This window comes from Streptomyces sp. NPDC012508 (assembly GCF_042902595.1).
GTDB lineage: Bacteria > Actinomycetota > Actinomycetes > Streptomycetales > Streptomycetaceae > Streptomyces.
Genome location: NZ_JBIBEO010000004.1, coordinates 285,667 through 307,861, shown reverse-complemented (window position 1 = coordinate 307,861; position 22,195 = coordinate 285,667). Strand labels below are relative to the sequence as shown.

Below are 22,195 nucleotides of genomic sequence, written 5' to 3'. Positions count from 1 at the left end.
AGCGTTCGCTCCAGCACCAGCAGAAGCTCCGGCAGCCGCCGAACCGGCGCCCGTGGCTCCACTCACGCTCTACTCCTCGTGCTCCCCGGCCGAGGGCTCGGTGCCCTCGGCTGCCTCGACCGCGGTCGCGGCCTCGACGCCTTCGCCGTCCGCGGCAGCTTCGACCTCTTCGGCCTCGCTGCCCGCCTCGGCGTTCCGCGCGATACCCACGACGGCATCCCGCTTCCCCAGGTTGATCAGCTGGACGCCCATGGTGTCACGGCCGGTCTCCCTGACTTCGTTGACTCGCGTACGAATCACACCGCCGGACAGCGTGATGGCGAGGATCTCATCCGTCTCCTCGACCACCAGCGCGCCCACGAGCGAACCACGGTCCTCCACGATCTTGGCGGCCTTGATACCGAGGCCACCGCGACCCTGGACGCGGTATTCGTCGACGTTCGTCCGCTTCGCGTACCCACCGTCGGTGGCGGTGAAGACGAACGTACCGGGCCGGACGACATTCATCGAGAGCAGCTCGTCGCCCTCGCGGAAACTCATGCCCTTGACGCCGGACGTGGCCCGTCCCATCGGACGCAGCGCGTCGTCCGTCGCGGTGAACCGGATCGACTGCGCCTTCTTGCTGATGAGCAGCAGATCGTCCTCCGCCGAGACCAGCTCGGCGCCGATCAGCTCGTCGTCGCTGCCGTCCTCCGCCTCGCGGAGGTTGATCGCGATGACACCGCCGGAACGCGGCGAGTCGTAGTCCTTCAGCGCGGTCTTCTTCACCAGACCGGCCTTCGTGGCGAGCACCAGGTACGGCGCGGCCTCGTAGTCGCGGATCGCCAGGATCTCGGCGATCTGCTCGTCCGGCTGGAAGGCCAGCAGGTTGGCGACGTGCTGGCCGCGCGCGTCCCGGCCGGCGTCGGGAAGCTCGTACGCCTTCGCCCGGTAGACCCGGCCCTTGTTGGTGAAGAACAGCAGCCAGTGGTGGGTCGTGGACACGAAGAAGTGGTCGACGATGTCGTCCTGCTTCAGCTTCGTGCCGCGGACGCCCTTGCCGCCGCGCTTCTGCGAGCGGTAGTCCTCGGTCTTCGTCCGCTTCACATAGCCGCCACGCGTGATGGTGACGACGATGTCCTCCTCGGCGATCAGGTCCTCGATGGACATGTCACCGTCGAAGGGCACGAGCTTGGAGCGGCGGTCGTCGCCGAACTTCTCGACGAGCAGCGCCAGCTCCTCGCTGACGATCTGCCGCTGACGCTCCTCGGAGGCGAGGATCGCGTTGTACTCGTTGATCTTCGCCTGGAGCTCGTCGTGCTCGGCGACGATCTTCTGGCGCTCCAGGGCGGCGAGCCGGCGCAGCTGCATCTCGAGGATGGCGTTGGCCTGGATCTCGTCGATCTGCAGCAGGCCCATCAGGCCCTCGCGCGCGACCTCGACCGTGTCGCTGCGCCGGATGAGCGCGATGACCTCGTCGATCGCGTCCAGCGCCTTGAGCAGACCGCGCAGGATGTGGGCGCGCTCCTCGGCCTTGCGCAGCCGGAAGCGGGTCCGGCGCACGATGACCTCGATCTGGTGCGTCACCCAGTGGCGGATGAACGCGTCCAGCGAAAGCGTGCGCGGCACACCGTCGACGAGCGCCAGCATGTTCGCGCCGAAGTTCGTCTGCAGATCGGTGTGCTTGTACAGGTTGTTGAGGACGACCTTGGCGACGGCGTCGCGCTTGAGCACGATGACGAGGCGCTGGCCGGTACGGGACGAGGTCTCGTCGCGGACGTCGGCGATGCCGCCGATCTTGCCGTCCTTCACGAGGTCGGCGATCTTCTGCGCGAGGTTGTCCGGGTTGGTCTGGTACGGAAGCTCCGTGACCACCAGGCACTGGCGGTTCTGGATCTCCTCGACCTCGACGACCGCGCGCATCGTGATCGAGCCACGGCCGGTGCGGTACGCCTCCTCGATGCCCTTGCGGCCCACGACCAGCGCGCCGGTCGGGAAGTCCGGGCCCTTGATCCGCTCGATGAGCGCGTCGAGCAGCTCCTCGTGCGTGGCCTCCGGGTGCTCCAGCGCCCACTGGGCACCGGCCGCGACCTCGCGCAGGTTGTGCGGCGGGATGTTGGTAGCCATACCGACCGCGATACCGGCCGAGCCGTTGACGAGCAGGTTCGGGAAGCGCGCCGGCAGGACCGTCGGCTCCTGGTTACGGCCGTCGTAGTTGTCCTGGAAGTCGACGGTCTCCTCGTCGATGTCCCGGAGCATCTCCATGGCCAGGGGCATCATCTTGCACTCGGTGTACCGCATGGCGGCGGCCGGGTCGTTGCCCGGGGAACCGAAGTTGCCGTTGGAGTCCACCAGCGGCAGCCGCATCGACCAGGGCTGGGCGAGGCGGACGAGCGCGTCGTAGATGGAGGAGTCGCCGTGCGGGTGGTACGTACCCATGACGTCGCCGACGACGCGGGCGCACTTGTAGAAGCCCTTCTCGGGCCGGTAGCCGCCGTCGTACATCGCGTAGAGCACGCGCCGGTGCACGGGCTTGAGGCCGTCCCGGACGTCGGGCAGCGCACGCGACACGATGACGGACATCGCGTAGTCGAGGTACGAGCGCTGCATCTCGGTCTCGAGCCCGACGGGCTCGATGCGCAGCACCGGCTCTTCTTCTTCAGTGGTCACAGGGGGGTTCTCGTCGGCCATTGCTGGTCGTCAGTCCTTTCGTACGGTCAGCTGAGACCGACTCAGATGTCGAGGAAGCGAACGTCCTTGGCGTTGCGCTGGATGAACGAACGCCGGGCCTCGACGTCCTCACCCATCAGCACCGAGAACAGGTCGTCCGCCTGGGCCGCGTCGTCCAGGGTCACCTGGCCGAGGACACGGTGGTCCTGGTCCATGGTGGTGACGCGCAGCTCCTCGGCGTTCATCTCGCCCAGACCCTTGAAGCGCTGGATCGAGTCTTCCTTGATCCGCTTGCCGTTCCGCTTGCCCAGCTCGACCAGCGCGTCGCGCTCACGGTCCGAGTACGCGTACTCGAAGTCGTCCCGGCCCCACTTGATCTTGTAGAGCGGCGGACGGGAGAGGTAGACGTGACCGGCCTCGACCAGCGGACGCATGAAGCGGAAGAGGAAGGTCAGCAGCAGGGTGTTGATGTGCTGGCCGTCGACGTCGGCGTCCGCCATCAGAATGATCTTGTGATAGCGGAGCTTCTCGATGTCGAAGTCCTCGTGGACTCCGGTGCCGAAGGCCGAGATCAGCGCCTGGACCTCGGTGTTCTGCAGGATCTTGTCGATCCGCGCCTTCTCGACGTTCAGGATCTTGCCGCGGATCGGCAGGATGGCCTGGTACATCGGGTTACGGCCGGACTTGGCCGAGCCGCCGGCGGAGTCACCCTCGACGATGAAGATCTCGCACTTGGTGGGGTCGTTCGACTGGCAGTCGCTCAGCTTGCCCGGGAGGGACGCCGACTCCAGCAGGCCCTTGCGGCGGGTCAGGTCGCGCGCCTTGCGGGCCGCCACGCGCGCGGTGGCCGCCTGGATCGACTTGCGGATGATGTCCGCGGCCTCGACCGGGTTGCGGTCGAACCAGTCGTTGAGGTGCTCGTGGACGATCTTCTGAACGAAGGTCTTGGCCTCCGTGTTGCCCAGCTTCGTCTTCGTCTGGCCCTCGAACTGCGGCTCGCCCAGTTTGATCGAGATGATCGCCGTCAGACCCTCGCGGATGTCCTCACCCGTGAGGTTGTCGTCCTTCTCACGCAGCAGCTTCTTGTCCCGCGCGTAGCGGTTCACCAGGCCCGTCAGCGCGGCCCGGAAGCCCTCCTCGTGCGTACCGCCCTCATGCGTGTGGATCGTGTTCGCGAAGGAGTACACACCCTCGCTGTACTGCGAGTTCCACTGCATCGCGATCTCGACCGAGAGCGTGCGCTCCTTGTCTTCGGCCTCGACGTCGATGACGGTCGGGTGGATCAGCTCGCCCTTGCGCGAGTTGAGGTACTTCACGAAGTCGACGATGCCGCCCTCGTAGTGGTACTTCACCGTGCGCGCGGTGGGCTCGGCGGCCGCCTCGGCATCCGGGTCGTCGGCGCCGACGGTCGCCTTCGCGGACTCGCGCTCGTCGGTGAGGGCGATGGTGAGGCCCTTGTTGAGGAACGCCATCTCCTGGAAGCGGCGCGAGAGCGTCTCGAAGGAGTACTCGGTCGTCTCGAAGATGTCCGGGTCGGACCAGAACGTGACCGAGGTGCCGGTCTCGTCGGTCTCCTCGTGCTGCGCGAGGGGCGCGGTCGGGACGCCCATCTTGTAGTCCTGCGTCCAGCGGTGGCCGTCGGTCTTGATCTCCACCGAGACCTTGGTGGAGAGGGCGTTGACGACGGAGACGCCGACGCCGTGCAGACCGCCGGAGACCGCGTAGCCGCCGCCGCCGAACTTGCCGCCCGCGTGGAGGACCGTGAGCACGACCTCGACGGCCGGCTTGCCCTCGGAAGGGACGATGCCGACGGGGATGCCGCGGCCGTTGTCGACGACGCGGACGCCGCCGTCGGCCAGGATCGTCACGTCGATGGTGTCCGCGTGGCCGGCCAGGGCCTCGTCGACGGAGTTGTCGACGACCTCCTGCACCATGTGGTGCAGTCCGCGCTCACCGGTGGACCCGATGTACATGCCGGGTCGCTTGCGGACCGCGTCCAGACCCTCGAGGACGGTGATCGCGCTGGCGTCGTACGACGCAGCGTTGGCGGACGGAATGTTCTCGTTGGGGTTGCCGGAATCGGCCACGAAGCGCCCTTTCTGGCACAGCACAGGCCGTTCTCCGGGCATACGGGAGCGGCTGCGTCGTTCGACTTGTTCCGCGGGGTGGCGGGTTTACCGACCAGTCTACCGGTAGCGCCGACACGAATGGGGGTTTGCCGGTACCTGAGTCCGCATGTGCCGCCCTGAGCGGGAGCGAGACGACTCCCCATATCCGGGGAGGGGCTCCAAAGGGCTCTGACGGCCACCCAGCGCTTCGAGTCGTAGCGCGGCGTGGGCATCGCCACGGCGACCGTCGTGGGTGGGGGGTCCACACCCACCCGCCCCTCGTTGTCGGCGATCGTCCACAGGCTGGGGGTTCCCCGGACGGAGTCCTGGGGGAGCGTGGGCACCACGCAGAGGACCGGCGCCCGGCGCCTTCGCTGGAGCCCGCAGCCGAGTGCCCCCGCACCACGCGTACCTGTCCCGTTCGGCGCTCTAGCCGTACGTGTCCCCCGGCCCGACGGACCCGGGCGCCCGAAGCGGTCCGTACCCCTTGCGCGGGCCCCCGGGCCCCAAGACCTTGATCACACGCACCGTCCCGTGCCCCAGGTCCTCGTTCAGCCGCGCCACCAACCGTGGCGCCAGCAGCCTCAGCTGCGTCGCCCACGCCGTCGAGTCGCACTGGACGGTGAGCACCCGCTCCTCGGGGTCCTCGTCGTACTTCAGCGGCTCACAGTGTTTCGCCAGGTCCTCGCCCACGATCTGCGGCCAGCGCCCCATGACCCCGCCCACCGCCGCCGGTGCCTCCCAGCCTCGCTCGGTGATGAGCCGGTTGATCGCGGCGCCCAGTCCGACCGGGTCCCGCCCATCGGCGTGCGCGCCCGAACGGAGCCCTCCGCCCCGCCGCGCCTGCTTCTTCTGCTGGGCCGCCGCGCCCCGCGCCTTCGCCTGCTCCTTGGCGGCGCGCAGCGCCACCCGGGCCAGGTCCACGCCCGAGGGTTCGGGCGTCTTGGGGGCGGCGCCGTCCTGGCCGGCGGCCTCGTTCTCGCTCACGAGCTCACAGCCTCTCCACCGAACCCCCCTCAACCCCGTACCGGACCCCCGCGAGCACCCCCGGCACGTCGTCGTCCACCGCCGCCGTCACCAGCACCTGCTCGCCCGGGGCCACCAGCTCCGCGAGCCGCTCCCGGCGCCGCGCGTCCAGCTCGGCGAAGACGTCGTCGAGGACCAGTACCGGCTCGTTGCCCTCCGCCCGCAGCAGGTCGTACGAGGCGAGCCGCAGCGCCAGCGCGTACGACCAGGACTCCCCGTGACTCGCGTACCCCTTCGCCGGCAGGTCGCCCAGCTTGAGCAGCAGCTCGTCACGGTGCGGGCCGACCAGCGTCACGCCCCGCTCGATCTCCTGCTTGCGGACCTCCGCGAGCGCGGCGATCACCTGCTCGTAGAGCTCTTCGCGGGTGTGGCCGGGGCCCGGAGCGGACGGCCTGTACTCCAGCAGGATCGGTCCGCCGCCGGGCGCCAGCTGCTCGTACGCCTTGTCGGCCAGCGGCTGCAGCACCCCGATCAGATCCAGCCGCTGCGCGAGCAGCTCGGCCCCCGCCCTCGCCAGATGCTGGTCCCAGACGTCCAGCGTCGACAGGTCCATGCCACGACCACCGTGCCGCCGGGCCATGGCCGCGGACTTCAGCAGGGTGTTGCGCTGCTTGAGGACCCGGTCGTAGTCGGAGCGCACGCCCGCCATACGCGGCGAGCGCGCCGTGATCAGTTCGTCGAGGAAGCGCCGGCGCTCTCCGGGGTCGCCCTTGACCAGGGCCAGATCCTCCGGTGCGAACAGCACGGTCCGTACGATCCCCAGGACGTCGCGGGGCCTGACCTGCGAGGACCTGTTGATACGGGCACGGTTGGCGCGGCCCGGGTTGAGTTCGAGCTCGACCAGCTGGGAGCGCTCGCCCTGGGTGACCGCGGCGCGGATGATCGCCCGGTCCGCTCCCATCCGTACGAGCGGTGCGTCCGAGGCGACGCGATGGCTGCCGAGCGTGGCGAGATAGCCGACGGCCTCGACCAGGTTGGTCTTGCCCTGGCCGTTGGCCCCCACGAAAGCGGTGACGCCCGGGTCGAGCGGGACCTCGACCCGGGCGTAGGAGCGAAAGTCGGCCAGCGACAGATGCGTGACGTGCATGGTGTGCGCCGACCTTCCCCCGGCTGCTGTACACCGGGAGGTGCACAGCCTGTGGACTACTTCTTGGACTCGACCGCGTGGCCACCGAACTGGTTGCGCAGCGCGGCGATCATCTTCATCTGCGGGGAGTCGTCCTGACGCGAGGCGAACCGCGCGAACAGCGAGGCGGTGATCGCCGGCAGCGGCACCGCGTTGTCGATGGCGGCTTCCACGGTCCAGCGGCCCTCGCCGGAGTCCTGTGCGAAACCGCGGAGCTGGTCCAGGTGCTCGTCCTCGTCCAGCGCGTTCACGGCCAGGTCGAGCAGCCAGGAACGGATGACCGTGCCCTCCTGCCACGAGCGGAAGACCTCGCGCACGTCGGTGACGGAGTCGACCTTCTCCAGGAGCTCCCAGCCCTCGGCGTACGCCTGCATCATCGCGTACTCGATGCCGTTGTGGACCATCTTCGCGAAGTGGCCCGCACCGACCTTGCCCGCGTGGACCGCGCCGAACTCGCCCTCGGGCTTCAGCGCGTCGAAGATCGGCTGGACCCGCGCCACGTGCTCGGCGTCGCCGCCGTACATCAGCGCGTAGCCGTTCTCCAGGCCCCACACTCCGCCGGAGACGCCGCAGTCGACGAAGCCGATGCCCTTGGCGGCGAGCTCCTCGGCGTGCTTCTCGTCGTCGGTCCAGCGGGAGTTGCCGCCGTCCACCACGATGTCGCCGGGGGAGAGCAGGTTCGCCAGCTCGTCGACGGTGGACTGGGTCGCGGCACCGGCCGGGACCATGACCCACACGACCCGCGGACCCTTCAACTTGCCCACAAGCTCTTCCAGGCTGTGGACATCGGCGAGGTCCGGGTTGCGGTCGTATCCGATGACGGTGTGGCCTGCGCGGCGGATGCGCTCACGCATGTTGCCGCCCATCTTGCCGAGACCGACGAGACCGAGCTCCATCAGAGATTCCTTAAGCGTCGTGTGCGGTGTACCCGGGTCCGAGCCTACGCCCGGACCCCTGTGCACACCTGTGGGGTCAGCCGCTCAGTCGACGGCCACCCGAGCACACTCAGCCGCTGAGCCGCACCGGCATGATCAGGTACTTGTAGGCCTCGTCCGCCTCCGCGTCGACGGCCGGCTTGCCGCTCAGCAGCGCGGGCTTGGTGGACGTCGTGAAGGAGAGCTGGGCGACCGGGGAGTCGATCGCGCTCAGGCCGTCCAGCAGGAACGTCGGGTTGAAGGCGATCGAGATGTCGTCGCCGTCCAACTGCGCGTCCACACGCTCCACAGCCTGTGCGTCGTCGCTGGAGCCGGCCTCCAGGATGAGCACGCCCTGCTCGAAGCTGAGCCGCACCGGGGTGTTGCGCTCGGCCACCAGGGCCACACGCTTGACGGCCTCGACGAACGGCGCGGTCTCGATCACGGCGATCGAGTTGAACTCGGTGGGGAAGAGCGTCCGGTACTTCGGCAGGTCGCCCTCGAGCAGCCGGGTGGTGGTGCGGCGGCCGGCGCCCTCGAAGCCGATCAGGCCCTCGCCCTTGCCGGAGCCCGAGAGCGCCAGGGTGACGGTGTCGCCGCTGGTCAGCGCCTTGGCGGTGTCCAGGAGGGTCTTCGCGGGCACCAGGGCGACCGCGGAGGCGTCGGGGGACTCCGGCTTCCACAGGAACTCGCGGACCGCGAAGCGGTAGCGGTCGGTGGAGGCCAGGGTGACCGTGTCGCCCTCGATCTCGATGCGCACACCGGTGAGCACCGGCAGCGTGTCGTCGCGGCCGGCGGCGATGGCGACCTGGGCGGCGGCGGAGGCGAAGACCTCACCGGGCACGGTGCCGGTCGCGGTGGGCATCTCCGGCAGCGCCGGGTACTCCTCCACAGGGAGTGTGTGGAGAGTGAAGCGGGAGGAGCCGCAGACCACGGTCGCCCGTACACCGTCTGTGGAAATCTCGACGGGGCGGTTGGGGAGGGCGCGGCAGATGTCGGCGAGCAGGCGGCCGGAGACCAGAACGGTGCCGTCCTCCTCGATCTCCGCCTCGACGGAGACACGGGCCGAGACCTCGTAGTCGAAGCTGGAGAAGCTCAGCGCGCCGTCCTCGGCCTTCAGCAGAAGGCCCGCGAGTACGGGCGCCGGCGGACGGGCCGGAAGGCTACGGGCCACCCAGGCCACCGCCTCCGCGAGTACATCGCGCTCCACCCGGATCTTCACCGGAACCGCCTCCTGCTGTTGCTGGCTCTTCGTCGACTGCGGGAACCAGTCTGACGTACGCCGCCGACACTCGGTGCGGCTCGGGGTCAAGTCGCGACAAGAGGTCGAGAAGGCTCCGGGCTCGAGTTGTGCACAGGCCCCACTTCGAAGCGGATTCCGGGCTAACTCTAGGTGGGAGTAGTAGTAGGGCCTGTGGAAACCGTGGATAACGCCATATGTGCAGGTCAACCCCGGTTTTTTGTCCACTGCCCCTGTGGGTGGCACCGGTGGACAACAGGGGTTCTCTGTGGACGCCCGAAAGTTCTGCACACCCGGTACACAGGCCACGGGGACTTCTCCCCAGCGCTGTCCCCAGCTTTACCCACGTTCCCCACAGCCCAACCGTCCCCCTTGGTGTGACCGCTTTCACTCGACGCGGTGACGCCGGGCGTTTCGTTGCCGAACAGTGGACAGGGGTGTGGAGAACTTGTGGGCAACAGACCCACCCCTGTGGGTTGCCAGTGGACAACCCACAAGACCTCCTGTGGACGAAAGATTCGTCCACAACCTGTGGATCAAGGTTGCCAACAAATCCACACCCCTCTGACCTGGGATCTTGATCGCCGGCCCACGCGGCCTGTGGAGAGGATCCGGATAACTCCGGAGTCCCCACCCTGTGGACGGAAGATCATCCCGCAATCTGTGGAGAACGCGCTACCGCACCTTCGAAATCGAACAGCCCGGCCCGCGCACAGGCGTGTGGACAGCGTCGAAGACCGCCCCGGAGCGCGCTGAGGACCGTCTCAGAGCTCACGGACGACGGCTCCGGAGCGCTCGGAGGACCGTCCTGAGCGCGCGGATAACCGCTCCGGAGCCGCTTGGAGGTCCGCGCCGGAGCCGCTCGGAGGACCGCCCCGGAGCATGCGGAAGGGCGCCCCGGGAGGTGTCCCGGAGCGCCCTTCGACGGTGTGGAGCGGCTCTCTCAGCCGTTCTTGATGCGGTTGGTGAGCTCGGTGACCTGGTTGTAGATCGAGCGGCGCTCGGCCATCAGCGCGCGGATCTTCCGGTCCGCGTGCATCACGGTCGTGTGGTCGCGGCCGCCGAACTGCGCGCCGATCTTCGGCAGCGACAGGTCGGTGAGCTCGCGGCACAGGTACATGGCGATCTGCCGGGCCGTCACCAGGACGCGGCTGCGGGAGGATCCGCAGAGGTCCTCGACCGTGAGGCCGAAGTAGTCGGCCGTGGCCGCCATGATCGCGCCGGCCGTGATCTCGGGCGCCGAGTCCTCGCCGCCGGGGATCAGGTCCTTGAGGACGATCTCGGTCAGCCCCAGGTCCACCGGCTGCCGGTTGAGGCTCGCGAAGGCCGTGACACGGATCAGCGCGCCCTCCAGCTCACGGATGTTCCGTGAGATGCGGGAGGCGATGAACTCCAGTACCTCCGGCGGGGCGTTGAGCTGCTCCTGCACCGCCTTCTTGCGGAGGATCGCGATCCGCGTCTCCAGCTCCGGCGGCTGTACGTCGGTGGTCAGACCCCACTCGAAGCGGTTGCGGAGCCGGTCCTCCAGGGTCATCAGCTGCTTGGGCGGCCGGTCCGAGGAGAGAACGATCTGCTTGTTCGCGTTGTGGAGGGTGTTGAAGGTGTGGAAGAACTCCTCCTGCGTCGACTCCTTGCTCGCGAGGAACTGGATGTCGTCGACGAGAAGGATGTCCACGTCGCGGTAGCGCTTGCGGAAGGTGTCGCCCTTGCCGTCGCGGATCGAGTTGATGAACTCGTTGGTGAACTCCTCGGAGCTCACGTACCGCACGCGCGTGCCGGGGTAGAGGCTGCGCGCGTAGTGCCCGATCGCGTGGAGCAGGTGGGTCTTGCCGAGGCCCGACTCCCCGTAGATGAAGAGCGGGTTGTACGCCTTCGCCGGCGCCTCGGCCACCGCGACGGCGGCGGCGTGGGCGAACCGGTTCGAGGAACCGATGACGAAGGTGTCGAAGAGGTACTTGGGGTTCAGGCGCGCGTGCTGCTCGCCCGGGGCGCCGGGGCCGGAGCCCTGTCCGGAGCCCGCACCGGTGTTTCCTCCCCCGTGGCCTCCGTGTCCACCGGGGCCGCCATGTCCACCGGGACCGGGTCCACCGGGACCACCGGGGCGCGGACCGTGACCGGATCCGGGCCGAGGCGTGTCGGGCAGCTCGGCCCGCTCCGGTCGCTGCGGCTGGTCGTAGGCGGACGGCCGCTCGTCGTACCGGGGCTGCTGGGGCTGCTGCGGGCGCGGGCCGGTGTACGGGTCGCGTTCCTGGAAGGAGCCGAGGCGCTGCTGCTGCCAGGAGAGGTCCTCCTGGGTGCGCGGCCAGGAGCCCGGGTCGGGACGCTGCTGCTGGTAGTCCGGATAGGCGGGGCGTGCGGTGGGCAGGCCGTCGTCCGGCAGGGGCCGGTGACCGTAGCCGTCGTACTTCTCGTACGTCTCCGCCGGCGGCCGCTCGTCGTAGCGGGGCTGCTGCTGCTGGACCGGGGGCGCGAGCGGGGTCGGCTCGCCGACGGAGTCGTCGACGGTGATCGCGATCCGGATCGGGCGGCCGCACTCACGGCTGAGGGTCTCGCTGATGAGTGGGGCGAGGCGTCCTTCGAGGACGCGCTTGCCCCATTCGTTGGGGACGGCGAGGAGTGCCGTGTCGGCGACCAGCGCGAGCGGCTGGCACCGCTCGATCCATTGTTTGTCCTTGGGCTCGATGCCCTGTTGGCCTTCTCCGAGGAGGTGCTCGAGCACGCGTGGCCACACTGCGGCAAGATCGGCAGGTACGTCAGCCACAGGGCACGCTTCCTCGTTGGTCCCACGAATGTGTGGTTCTCGGGACGGTAGGTCGATGTCCGTCAGGACAGGTAAGGACAGAACGGAAAAAAGATTTAGGAGTCCAGCCACGGTAGTCGCGGCGGATGACCTGGTTCAAGTTGTTGTCCACAGCCTGTGCACAATGGACCCCGGTGATCGGCCGGTTTGACCGGATGGCGTAGCCGCGCGTACCGTAACCAGGTCGAGTTGTCGATGGCTGCTGCCGCCTGCCTCCGATGGGCAAAGATCACGGTCTGTGATCGTGAAGCGGTGCACTCGGGCGTATTGCGAGCTACTCGTGGGCGCACGGTGACAGCCAGGCGATGTCCCGCCATCTACGAATCATTTCTGGAGCCCCCGAGTGAGCAAGCGCACCTTCCAGCCGAACAACCGTCGCCGCGCCAAGACCCACGGCTTCCGCCTGCGCATGCGTACGCGTGCCGGTCGCGCCATCCTGGCGAACCGCCGTTCCAAGGGTCGCTCGAGCCTGTCGGCCTGATCCGCTTAAACAGGTCATGACGTGCTGCCTACCGAGAATCGGCTGAGGCGGCGCGAGGACTTCGCAACCGCGGTACGCCGAGGGCGCCGGGCCGGTCGCCCGCTCCTCGTCGTCCACCTGAGCAGCGGTGCAACGGACCCGCACGCGCCTGGGGAGAGCGCTCCCCCGACGCGTGCGGGTTTCGTCGTGAGCAAGGCCGTGGGCGGTGCGGTCGTACGCAACCACGTGAAGCGACGCCTGCGCCATCTCGTCCGCGAACGACTGTCCGAGCTGCCCCCCGGTAGCCTGGTGGTCGTACGGGCGTTGCCCGGAGCCGGCGACGCCGATCACGCACAGCTGGCCCGAGACCTCGACGCCGCTCTTCAGCGGCTCCTGGGAGGGGGCACGCGATGAAGTACCCGCTGCTGGCTCTCATCAAGCTGTACCAGTGGACGATCAGCCCTCTTCTGGGGCCCGTCTGCCGGTACTACCCGTCGTGTTCCCACTATGGATTCACGGCCATCGACCGGCATGGCGCGATCAAGGGCACTGCCCTGACCGCCTGGCGCATTCTGCGGTGCAATCCGTGGTCGCCCGGCGGCGTGGACCACGTACCCCCGCGCAAGCGTCCTCGCTGGCATGAACTGCTGCGGAACGCGCTGCGCGGCGACAAGGGCGGGTCCCCCGCCGAGACGAGCCCGGCCGCAGAGACTTCGCCCAATGCTCAAGGAGCCTGATTAGTGGACACGATTGCCAATTTTTTCAGCTTCATCACCACACCTGTCTCATGGGTGATCGTCCAGTTCCACAAGCTGTACGGGGCGATCTTCGGCCCTGACACGGGCTGGGCCTGGGGCCTGTCGATCGTGTCCCTCGTGGTGCTGATCCGCATCTGTCTGATCCCGCTCTTCGTGAAGCAGATCAAGTCGACGCGGAACATGCAGGCGCTCCAGCCGAAGATGAAGGCGATCCAGGAGCGCTACAAGAGCGACAAGCAGCGTCAGTCCGAAGAGATGATGAAGCTGTACAAGGAGACGGGTACCAACCCGCTCTCCTCGTGCCTTCCCATCCTGGCTCAGTCGCCGTTCTTCTTCGCTCTGTACGCGGTGCTCTCGCACATCGCCGAGGGCAAGACGATCGGTGTCATCAACCAGTCGCTCCTGGACAGCGCCCGTCAGGCGCACATCTTCGGCGCTCCGCTGGCGTCCACCTTCACGGACAGCGCCGCCGATGTCGCCGCTCTCGACGCGACGCTGACCTCGGTCCGTATCGTCACCGCGATCATGATCGTCCTGATGTCGGCCTCGCAGTTCTACACGCAGCGCCAGCTGATGATGAAGAACGTCGACCTCTCGGTGAAGACGCCGTACATGCAGCAGCAGAAGATGCTCATGTACATCTTCCCGCTGATCTTCGCCGTCATGGGCATCAACTTCCCCGTCGGTGTCCTCGTCTACTGGCTGACCACGAACGTGTGGACCATGGGCCAGCAGATGTACGTGATCAGCCAGAACCCGACTCCGGGCAGCAAGGCCCAGGATGCCTACCTGCAGCGACTGCTGAAGAGCATCGGTGCGCACGGTGAGGTCCGCGGCCGTCGCCGGAAGAACGTGGTCAAGGCGATCGTCGCCAAGGGCAGCGACCGGAACGAGAACGAGCGCCGCTTCTTCGCGGGTCTGGCCAAGTCCGGCTTCGCAGCCCAGGCCGACGGCACCGTGATCAAGGGCGACACCATCACCGCCGAGGCCGAGGGCGGTGCCGCGGTCAGGCGTCAGCAGCCCAAGCGCCAGACCAAGGCGAAGCGTCAGGCCGCGGCTCAGCACGGCCCGGCCAAGGGTGCCGAGGAGGACGCCGACTCCGTCGAGGTCGCCAAGGAGCCCACCACGTCGCTGGAGAAGAAGCCGCAGGACGAGGCCAAGGACTCGGCGCAGGGCGACAAGCCCGCGCGCCCGAGCCGGGCCAACTCCGGAGGCTCCCGCCAGGGCAAGTCCGGTCAGCGCAAGGGCCAGCAGCGCCCGAAGCACCCGTCGTCCAAGAAGTAGAAGGAGTCCATCCGTGACGGAAGGCACCACCTCCGCCGCCGCCGAGGGTGGCGACACCCTGACCCGCCTGGAGCAGGAGGGTGAGATCGCGGCCGACTACCTCGAGGGTCTGCTCGACATCGCCGACCTGGACGGCGACATCGACATGGACGTCGAGGCGGACCGCGCCGCGGTCTCGATCATCAGTGACTCGAGCGGCCGTGACCTGCAGAAGCTCGTGGGCCGTGACGGCGAGGTGCTGGAGGCGCTCCAGGAGCTGACCCGCCTGGCCGTGCACCGGGAGACCGGTGACCGGAGCCGGCTGATGCTCGACATCGCCGGCTTCCGCGCCAAGAAGCGTGCCGAGCTCGCCGAGATCGGCGCCAAGGCCGCTTCCGACGTGAAGTCGACCGGTGCGCCGGTCAAGCTGGACCCGATGACCCCGTTCGAGCGCAAGGTCGTGCACGACGCGGTCGCCGCCGCCGGTCTGCGCAGCGAGTCCGAGGGCGAGGAGCCGCAGCGCTTCGTCGTCGTACTCCCTGCCTGACCCCTCTCGCAGTGTCGGCCCCGTCTGCTCGCAGGCGGGGCCGATCTTGTCAGCCTGATAGTCAGCCACCACAGTGCGCTCGCACCCATGTGTGCGGTGCGGAAGGACGGTTTCCGTGACGGAGGCAGCGGAGCTCCCCCCTGCGCCCGAACAGGCGCGGACGGTATTCGGCGAGTACTTCCCGGAGGCCGTCCGGTACGCGGAGCTCCTCGCGGACGCCGGCGTCAAGCGCGGGCTGATCGGCCCGCGTGAGGTGCCCCGTCTCTGGGAGCGGCACCTGCTGAACTGTGCGGTGCTCTCCGAGGTGGTGCCCGAGGGCGTCACCGTGTGCGATGTCGGCTCGGGGGCCGGGCTGCCAGGCATCCCGCTGGCGCTGGTCCGCCCGGACCTGAAGATCACGCTCCTGGAACCGCTGCTCCGTCGGACGAACTTCCTCCAGGAGGTCGTGGAGCTGCTGGGCCTGGACCATGTGACGGTGGAGCGGGGCCGCGCCGAGGAGATGCTCGGCAAGCTCCCTCCGGTGCATGTCGTGACGGCTCGTGCCGTGGCGCCGCTGGACCGGCTGGCCGGCTGGGGCGTTCCGCTGCTGCGTCCGTACGGGGAGATGCTGGCCCTCAAGGGCGACACCGCGCAGGAGGAGATCGACGGAGCCCGTGCGGCGCTCTCCAAGCTGGGTGTGGTGGGTACGTCCGTGCTCCAGGTCGGCGAGGGGATCGTCGACCCGCTGTCGACCGTCGTACGAGTAGAGGTCGGCGAGAGCCCGGGCGGTGTGAGATTCGCCGCGAAGCGCGCCAAGGCCGCCCGCCCAAGCAGGACGCGCCGCCGCCGCTGAGCTGTCAACGCGGCGTATATGAGCCGTCAACACTGCGCAATTGATCCGTACAAGCTGCCATACGTACGTATTTCGGGAGTGTCGAACGGTCCTGGGCCGACTGCAAGTGCATCGTGTTTCACGTGAAACGTCGCTCACTGCTGCAGGGGATCATCAGCCGCGGCCGCGCGGCTGCCACGCCCCGGGACCGCAAACCCCTCGCGAAACCGCTCGCGAGGGGGACGGGATTGTCCACAGAGGTGGATTCATCCACAGAACCACGGGCCTCGCTGGTTCACGACCCCGAAAGCATGGCAGGCTCTGTTCATCGCGAGCCTGAAGCCGAGGAGAGTGAATCCTTGCGGTCCGACGCCAACATCGCGGGACCGATGACCGATCCGGTCCCCGGTCCCCGAACCGAATCGGCGGGGGAGGATGTTTCACGTGAAACACCGCCCCCGATGGACGACACCCCCATCGGTCGTGCTGCCCAGCTGGCAGTAGAAGCGCTGGGTCGTGCCGGCGAGGGTCTTCCCCGGCCTGCCCAGACGCGCGTGATGGTGGTGGCCAACCAGAAGGGGGGAGTCGGCAAGACGACCACGACGGTCAACCTTGCTGCTTCCCTGGCGCTGCACGGCGCCCGTGTGCTGGTCATCGACCTCGACCCCCAGGGCAATGCCTCGACGGCCCTCGGTATCGACCACCACGCCGAGGTTCCGTCGATCTACGACGTCCTCGTGGAGAGCAAGCCGCTCTCCGACGTGGTGCAGCCAGTGCGGGATGTCGAGGGTCTCTTCTGTGCCCCTGCCACCATCGATCTCGCCGGTGCGGAGATCGAACTCGTGTCGCTGGTGGCGCGAGAGAGCCGGCTGCAGCGGGCCATCCAGGCGTACGAGCAGCCGCTGGACTACATCCTCATCGACTGTCCTCCCTCGCTCGGTCTGCTGACGGTCAACGCCATGGTGGCCGGCGCCGAGGTGCTGATCCCGATCCAGTGCGAGTACTACGCACTGGAGGGTCTGGGCCAGCTCCTGCGGAACGTGGACCTGGTGCGTGGGCACCTCAACCCCACGCTGCATGTCTCGACGATCCTGCTCACCATGTACGACGGCCGGACGAGGCTCGCCTCGCAGGTCGCCGACGAGGTACGCAGCCACTTCGGCGAGGAGGTGCTGCGGACCAGCATCCCGAGGTCCGTGCGCATCTCGGAGGCGCCGAGCTACGGACAGACCGTCCTCACCTACGACCCGGGCTCCAGTGGCTCGCTGTCGTATCTCGAGGCGGCCCGTGAGATCGCACTGCGGGGTGTGGGTATTCACTACGACCCGCAGCACGGCCACATGGGTCACCAGAACAGCCAGCACAGCATGTCGGAGGGGATCCAGTGAGTGAGCGACGTAGAGGGTTGGGGCGTGGGCTCGGTGCGCTGATCCCCGCTGCTCCCCAGGAGCGGCAGACGCCGAACGTCGGTGTGGGGGCGGGTTCTGCCTCTCCCGGGGCCGTTCCGGCGCTGTCGTCGGACCGAGGGGTGGCCGCCGCGAAGGTGGCGACCCTGCCGCAGAGCCCGCAGTCCCCGGACTCTATGGTGCCGGTCGTCGAGGTCCCCGTGGCGGTGGAGCCGGAGTCTCCTGCCGGTGCGCACTTCGCCGAGCTGCCGTTGGACTTCATCACGCCCAACCCGAAGCAGCCGCGTGAGGTCTTCGACGAGGACGCTCTGGCGGAGTTGGTCACCTCCATCAAGGAGGTCGGCCTGCTGCAACCCGTCGTCGTACGGCAGCTGGGTGCCGAGCGCTACGAACTGATCATGGGTGAGCGCCGCTGGAGGGCGTGCCGTGAGGCCGGCCTGGAGCGCATCCCCGCGATCGTCCGGGCCACGGAGGACGAGAAGCTTCTCCTGGACGCGCTCCTGGAGAACCTTCACCGGGCGCAGTTGAACCCGCTGGAAGAGGCCGCCGCCTACGACCAGCTCCTGAAGGACTTCAACTGCACCCACGACCAGCTGGCCGACCGGATCGGGCGCTCGCGTCCGCAGGTCTCCAACACGCTGCGTCTGCTGCGGCTTTCCCCTCCCGTCCAGCGTCGCGTTGCCGCGGGCGTGCTTTCCGCCGGCCACGCACGTGCTCTGCTCTCCGTGGAGGACCCGGAGACGCAGGACAAGCTGGCGTACCGGATCGTGGCCGAGGGGCTCTCGGTGCGTGCGGTCGAGGAGATCGTGACGCTGATGGGGTCCGAGCCCACAGCCACGACCAAGTCCAGGGGCCCCCGGGCCGGGGCTCGTGTCTCCCCGGCCCTGACAGACCTGGCCTCGCGGCTCTCGGATCGATTCGAGACGCGGGTGAAGGTCGACCTCGGTCAGAAGAAGGGCAAGATCGTCGTCGAGTTCGCCTCGATGGACGATCTGGACCGGATCCTTTCGACCCTGGCGCCCGGTGAGGGGCGTGTCATGGATCAGGGGAGCTCCGAGCAGAGCGACGAGGACGTCGAGGACTGACCGCATCGACGGCCTCCGCATCGACCTCCGTGACCCCAGGGCGGGCCGTGATCCGGTGAAAGCCGGAACACGGTCCGCCCTTTGCCTGTGAGCGGTATCGCCCTGATCGCCCCATCGATACGATTCTGGGAGGCGTATCCGTACTGCGAAGGCCGTGGGAAGCGAGGGAACAGCCGTGGGGCGTCGGCTCGTACCGCTCACTCTGGACAACCTTCCTGACCTCCCCAAGCGATGTCGCTCCTGTGTGTTCTGGGAGCTCGACCCGGTGAGCGGGGAAGCGGCGGTGAAGGCGGGCCGGCCGGAGCTGGAGAAGGAGGCCTGGATCTCGGCGGTGCTCCTGGAGTGGGGATCCTGCGGCCGCGTGGTCTATGTGGACGAGGTGCCCGTCGGCTTCGTTCTGTACGCGCCTCCCGCCTATGTGCCGCGCTCCATGGCGTTCCCCACGAGCCCGGTCTCCCCGGACGCCGTCCAGTTGATGACGGCCTGGATCATGCCGGGCTATCAGGGGCAGGGACTCGGCCGGATGATGGTGCAGACCGTCGCCAAGGATCTGTTGCGACGGGGCTTCAAGGCGATCGAGGCCTTCGGCGATGCACGGTGGAAGGAGCCGGCGTGTGTGCTGCCGACCGACCACCTCACGGCGGTGGGCTTCAAGACCGTGCGGCCCCACCCCGCGTATCCGCGGCTGAGGTTGGAGCTGAGGACGACGCTGTCGTGGAAGGAAGACGTGGAGCTGGCACTGGACCGACTCCTGGGCGCCGTCCAGAAGGAACCGGCGCTACGGCCGCTGTGACCGAGCCACTCCGAACGGCATGACAACGGCCCGCCTCCCTGAGGAGGCGGGCCGTCGGTGTTTCACGTGAAACGGAGGTGTCAGGCGGTGGCCTCGACGAAGCCCTCGAGGTCGCGGAGGAGCGCGGCCTTCGGCTTGGCACCGACGATCGTCTTCACGACCTCGCCGCCCTGGTAGACGTTGAGCGTCGGGATGGACATGACGCCGTACTTGGCGGCCGTGGCCGGGTTCTGGTCGATGTTGAGCTTCACGATCTCGATCTCGCCGTGCTCAGCGGCGATGGCCTCCAGCGACGGGGCGATCTGGCGGCACGGACCGCACCACTCGGCCCAGAAGTCCACCAGGACGGGCTTGTCGCTCTTGAGGACGACCTCGTCGAAGTCGGCGTCGGTCACGTTCTTCAGGGTGCCGGCCACGGCAACCTCCCTTTAACTTTGCGGGGTGTGAGTGGTGAGGATGGGGGTCAGACCGCGGGGGTCTCGGCGAGCTTCTCGCTCTTCGCGCTGTCGGCGAGGGAGGCGAGGAACCGCTCGGCGTCGAGTGCCGCGGAGCAGCCGGTGCCCGCAGCGGTGATCGCCTGGCGGTAGGTGTGGTCGACGACGTCACCGGCGCCGAAGACACCGGCGAGGTTGGTCCGCGTCGAGGGGGCATCGACCTTGAGGTAGCCCTCCTCGTCCAGCTCCAGCTGGCCCTTGAAGAGCTCGGTGCGCGGGTCGTGGCCCACGGCGATGAACAGACCGGTCGCCGCCAGCTCGCTGGTCTCGCCCGTCTTGGTGTTGCGCAGCGTCAGACCGGAGAGCTTCTGGTCCCCGTGGATCTCGGCGACCTCGCTGTCCCAGGCGAACTTGATCTTCGGGTCGGCGAAGGCGCGCTCCTGCATGGCCTTGGAGGCGCGCAGGGAGTCACGGCGGTGGACGATCGTGACGGACTTGGCGAAGCGCGAGAGGAAGGTGGCCTCCTCCATCGCGGTGTCACCGCCGCCGACGACGGCGATGTCCTGGTCCCTGAAGAAGAACCCGTCGCAGGTGGCGCACCAGGAGACTCCGCGACCGGAGAGCTCGTCCTCCTTGGGGAGACCGAGCTTGCGGTGCTGGGAGCCGGTGGTGACGATGACGGCCTTGGCGCGGTGGACAGTGCCGGCGGTGTCCGTGACGGTCTTGATCTCGCCGGTCAGGTCCACGGCCACGATGTCGTCGGGCACCAGCTCGGCGCCGAAGCGCTCGGCCTGGGCACGCATGTTGTCCATCAGGTCGGGGCCCATGATGCCGTCGCGGAAGCCGGGGAAGTTCTCCACGTCGGTCGTGTTCATCAGGGCGCCACCAGCGGTGACGGCCCCCTCGAAGACCAGCGGGTTCAGCGACGCACGCGCTGTGTAGAGCGCAGCGGTGTAACCCGCGGGCCCGGAGCCGATGATGATCACGTTACGGACGTCGCTCACGGGTTTCTTCCTCGTCTCTGCAGACTGCCTACTGCCTACGGGGCGGTCGTATCGGTGACTCTCACCCCACCCAACGGATCCTACGGGGCAAGCATTCCCGAGAATGCCGCACGGCACGGCGAGGAGTCAGGAGCGAGGGTAGGTCTGTGTCAGCAGAACCTCGGCCTTGGCCTGTCCCGCGTTCTCGGCGCAGGAGGCGTCAAGGACGTAGGCCTGCACATGGGTGCCCTCGGAGCCTTCCGGCAGGACGAGGAGGAAGGCGGGCGTTCCCTGGTAGTCGCCCCTCTGGAAAGCGAGCACCGTGTCGGTGCGGCCGGTGCCGGCCTTGACGCATTCGGGCACGGTCTCGGCCGTCCCCCGCTTGGGGGTGTTGCCGCCCTCGTCGCTGAGTGATTCCGGGAAGGTCTTGGGGGCCCTGACGCCGTCTCCCTGAAGCAGCTCCTGGACCTGGGCCTCCACTGGGCGGCCGTCGAACCTGGCGTCGCCGTCACCGCTCGCGGCGGAGGAGGTCTTCTTGTCGGCCGATTCACCGCCGGTCAGCGTCTGCATGCCGCCCTGGGTGAGGAAGAGCGTCATGCTGAGCGCCGCTGCGCCGAATACCGCCCCGAGAGCGGCGACGCGGCGGCGTCGGGCCTTGGGGCGTCCGGGGCCGGTGGTCGCGCGGCCGGTGGTGACGCGAGGGTGGCCGGCCGGGCGGTCCGGGGCCGGTGCGGGCGCCGCGGAGGGACGCGCGTCGGCGTGATCGCTCGCCGTTTCACGTGAAACATGCGTGCCGATGTCGGGGGTGGTGGCGTTCAGCAGCGCTTCGGCGGCCAGGGCGGCGTCGATACGGCCAGCGATGTCCGCAGGCATCCGCGGCGGTCCGGGCAGGGTGCCGAGCAGCCCGCGGATCTCCTCCAGGGAGGTCCTTACGTCCGCGCAGAGGGAGCACCCCTCGATATGCCGACGTACGTCTGCCGTGCGGGACGGCGAGAGCAGCCCCTCGGTCAGGTCGGAGATCTCCGAGACGTCCGGGTGCTGTGCTGTGTCGGCCCTGCCGGTCGTGGAAGTCACGCGCGCCCACCTCCGCCCTTCACAGCAGCCGGCCCGTTCGGTCCGGTATCCGATGGCCCCGACACCGGTGGGACGGATGTCCCCGGCGTCCGGTTCCTTCCCCGGTCGGGGCCTTCGTTACCCACGGTGTCGGCGCGCAGATGGATGAGCATGGGCAGCAATCTGGCGCGCCCGCGCGAACAGCGGCTCTTCACCGTTCCGGTGGGGACGTCCAGGATGCGGGCGGCTTCCGCCACCGGGTAGCCCTGCATGTCCACCAGGACGAGAGCGGCGCGCTGATCAGCGGGGAGCGTGGCGAGGGCTGTCACCAGCTCCCGGTGGAGGTCCTCGCGTTCCGCCGGGGCCTCGGCCGACTCCGCGGGTTCGAGGAGCTGCTCAAAGCGTGCGGTGTCGTCCATGGGCGAGGTCTTGCGGGACGCGGCCTTGCGGGCACGGTCGAGACAGGCGTTCACCGTGATGCGGTGGAGCCAGGTCGTGACGGCCGACTGGCCACGGAAGGTATGCGCGGCCCGAAAGGCGGACACCAGGGCGTCCTGGACGGCGTCAGCGGCCTCCTCGCGGTCCCCCAGCGTCCGCAGCGCCACAGCCCACAGTCGATCGCGGTGGCGCCGCACAAGCTCACCGAAGGCATCGGGGTCGCCGGCGACATGGCGCGCCAGGAGTTCCTGGTCGCTGGTGTCGCTGCCTATGGCTTCGTCCAACGGTGAGCCCCCTCCCC

20 protein-coding genes are annotated in these 22,195 nt (G+C 68.5%); 9 read left to right on the top strand and 11 right to left on the bottom strand.

Annotation, left to right across the window (positions count from 1 at the left end; translation table 11 throughout):
* Positions 1-69 precede the first annotated feature (69 nt).
* From gyrA to dnaA, 7 genes are all read right to left on the bottom strand, one after another.
* Positions 70-2,670 carry a DNA gyrase subunit A gene (gyrA, locus tag ACFY8U_RS15625; protein WP_389570216.1) on the bottom strand — a complete coding sequence of 867 codons (2,601 nt, stop codon included), beginning with the start codon at positions 2,668-2,670 and terminating at the stop codon, positions 70-72.
* A 41-nt stretch (positions 2,671-2,711) separates the two neighbouring features.
* Positions 2,712-4,760 (bottom strand): DNA topoisomerase (ATP-hydrolyzing) subunit B, encoded by a 2,049-nt coding sequence (gene gyrB / locus ACFY8U_RS15620; RefSeq protein ID WP_389570213.1) that lies wholly within the window; start codon positions 4,758-4,760, stop codon positions 2,712-2,714.
* Between the two features lie 426 nt (positions 4,761-5,186).
* Positions 5,187-5,744 (bottom strand): DciA family protein, encoded by a 558-nt coding sequence (locus tag ACFY8U_RS15615; protein ID WP_361435367.1) that lies wholly within the window; start codon positions 5,742-5,744, stop codon positions 5,187-5,189.
* Between the two features lie 4 nt (positions 5,745-5,748).
* Positions 5,749-6,870 carry a DNA replication/repair protein RecF gene (gene recF, locus ACFY8U_RS15610; RefSeq protein WP_361435369.1) on the bottom strand — a complete coding sequence of 374 codons (1,122 nt, stop codon included), beginning with the start codon at positions 6,868-6,870 and terminating at the stop codon, positions 5,749-5,751.
* 56 nt (positions 6,871-6,926) lie between these two features.
* On the bottom strand, positions 6,927-7,805 hold the full coding sequence (gnd, locus tag ACFY8U_RS15605) for a phosphogluconate dehydrogenase (NAD(+)-dependent, decarboxylating) (protein ID WP_389570210.1): 879 nt from the start codon (positions 7,803-7,805) through the stop codon (positions 6,927-6,929).
* A gap of 109 nt (positions 7,806-7,914) precedes the next feature.
* On the bottom strand, positions 7,915-9,045 hold the full coding sequence (gene dnaN, locus ACFY8U_RS15600; protein ID WP_361435373.1) for a DNA polymerase III subunit beta: 1,131 nt from the start codon (positions 9,043-9,045) through the stop codon (positions 7,915-7,917).
* A 961-nt stretch (positions 9,046-10,006) separates the two neighbouring features.
* The gene (gene dnaA / locus ACFY8U_RS15595; RefSeq protein WP_389570206.1) at positions 10,007-11,824 is read right to left on the bottom strand and encodes a chromosomal replication initiator protein DnaA; all 1,818 of its coding nucleotides are present in this window, start codon (positions 11,822-11,824) and stop codon (positions 10,007-10,009) included.
* Positions 11,825-12,206: 382 nt separating this feature from the next.
* Here dnaA and rpmH point away from each other — a divergent pair, with 382 nt between their 5' ends.
* The 9 genes from rpmH (at position 12,207) to ACFY8U_RS15550 (ending at position 18,986) form a co-directional block, all read left to right on the top strand.
* Complete coding sequence (gene rpmH / locus ACFY8U_RS15590; protein WP_060891143.1) at positions 12,207-12,344, top strand: 50S ribosomal protein L34; 138 nt, start codon at positions 12,207-12,209, stop codon at positions 12,342-12,344.
* Positions 12,345-12,365: 21 nt separating this feature from the next.
* Positions 12,366-12,737, top strand: coding sequence for a ribonuclease P protein component (gene rnpA / locus ACFY8U_RS15585; protein WP_361435377.1), 372 nt, complete (start codon positions 12,366-12,368; stop codon positions 12,735-12,737).
* Positions 12,734-13,060: a membrane protein insertion efficiency factor YidD gene (gene yidD / locus ACFY8U_RS15580; RefSeq protein ID WP_352187225.1), complete on the top strand. Its 327-nt coding sequence runs from the start codon at positions 12,734-12,736 to the stop codon at positions 13,058-13,060. The genes rnpA and yidD overlap by 4 nt, the downstream gene beginning before the upstream one ends.
* Positions 13,061-13,063: 3 nt before the next feature.
* Complete coding sequence (gene yidC / locus ACFY8U_RS15575; RefSeq protein WP_389570202.1) at positions 13,064-14,365, top strand: membrane protein insertase YidC; 1,302 nt, start codon at positions 13,064-13,066, stop codon at positions 14,363-14,365.
* Between the two features lie 13 nt (positions 14,366-14,378).
* Positions 14,379-14,891, top strand: coding sequence for a R3H domain-containing nucleic acid-binding protein (locus ACFY8U_RS15570; protein ID WP_361435381.1), 513 nt, complete (start codon positions 14,379-14,381; stop codon positions 14,889-14,891).
* Between the two features lie 115 nt (positions 14,892-15,006).
* Positions 15,007-15,723 carry a 16S rRNA (guanine(527)-N(7))-methyltransferase RsmG gene (gene rsmG / locus ACFY8U_RS15565; RefSeq protein ID WP_361435383.1) on the top strand — a complete coding sequence of 239 codons (717 nt, stop codon included), beginning with the start codon at positions 15,007-15,009 and terminating at the stop codon, positions 15,721-15,723.
* Between the two features lie 290 nt (positions 15,724-16,013).
* Positions 16,014-17,090: a ParA family protein gene (locus ACFY8U_RS15560; protein ID WP_361600624.1), complete on the top strand. Its 1,077-nt coding sequence runs from the start codon at positions 16,014-16,016 to the stop codon at positions 17,088-17,090.
* Positions 17,087-18,193, top strand: a complete 1,107-nt coding sequence (locus ACFY8U_RS15555) for a ParB/RepB/Spo0J family partition protein (RefSeq protein WP_389570199.1) — start codon at positions 17,087-17,089, stop codon at positions 18,191-18,193. The genes ACFY8U_RS15560 and ACFY8U_RS15555 overlap by 4 nt, the downstream gene beginning before the upstream one ends.
* Before the next feature lie 175 nt (positions 18,194-18,368).
* Entirely contained in the window at positions 18,369-18,986 is a 618-nt protein-coding gene (locus tag ACFY8U_RS15550) for a GNAT family N-acetyltransferase (RefSeq protein ID WP_361435389.1), read from the top strand.
* Positions 18,987-19,066: 80 nt separating this feature from the next.
* Here the strand turns inward: ACFY8U_RS15550 and trxA are convergent, their stop codons facing one another.
* From trxA to sigM, 4 genes are all read right to left on the bottom strand, one after another.
* Positions 19,067-19,402, bottom strand: a complete 336-nt coding sequence (gene trxA / locus ACFY8U_RS15545) for a thioredoxin (protein ID WP_352187218.1) — start codon at positions 19,400-19,402, stop codon at positions 19,067-19,069.
* A gap of 47 nt (positions 19,403-19,449) precedes the next feature.
* The gene (gene trxB / locus ACFY8U_RS15540; protein WP_361435391.1) at positions 19,450-20,424 is read right to left on the bottom strand and encodes a thioredoxin-disulfide reductase; all 975 of its coding nucleotides are present in this window, start codon (positions 20,422-20,424) and stop codon (positions 19,450-19,452) included.
* Between the two features lie 126 nt (positions 20,425-20,550).
* Positions 20,551-21,477: a hypothetical protein gene (locus tag ACFY8U_RS15535; protein ID WP_389570195.1), complete on the bottom strand. Its 927-nt coding sequence runs from the start codon at positions 21,475-21,477 to the stop codon at positions 20,551-20,553.
* Entirely contained in the window at positions 21,474-22,178 is a 705-nt protein-coding gene (gene sigM / locus ACFY8U_RS15530; protein ID WP_389570192.1) for an RNA polymerase sigma factor SigM, read from the bottom strand. The genes ACFY8U_RS15535 and sigM overlap by 4 nt, the downstream gene beginning before the upstream one ends.
* Positions 22,179-22,195 lie beyond the last annotated feature (17 nt).

Coding starts and splice junctions, on each gene's coding strand:
- gyrA (WP_389570216.1), bottom strand. CDS start 2,670: ATGGCCGACGAGAACCCCCCTGTGACCACTGAAGAAGAAGAGCCGGTG.
- recF (WP_361435369.1), bottom strand. CDS start 6,870: ATGCACGTCACGCATCTGTCGCTGGCCGACTTTCGCTCCTACGCCCGG.
- gnd (WP_389570210.1), bottom strand. CDS start 7,805: ATGGAGCTCGGTCTCGTCGGTCTCGGCAAGATGGGCGGCAACATGCGT.
- yidD (WP_352187225.1), top strand. CDS start 12,734: ATGAAGTACCCGCTGCTGGCTCTCATCAAGCTGTACCAGTGGACGATC.
- ACFY8U_RS15560 (WP_361600624.1), top strand. CDS start 16,014: ATGGCAGGCTCTGTTCATCGCGAGCCTGAAGCCGAGGAGAGTGAATCC.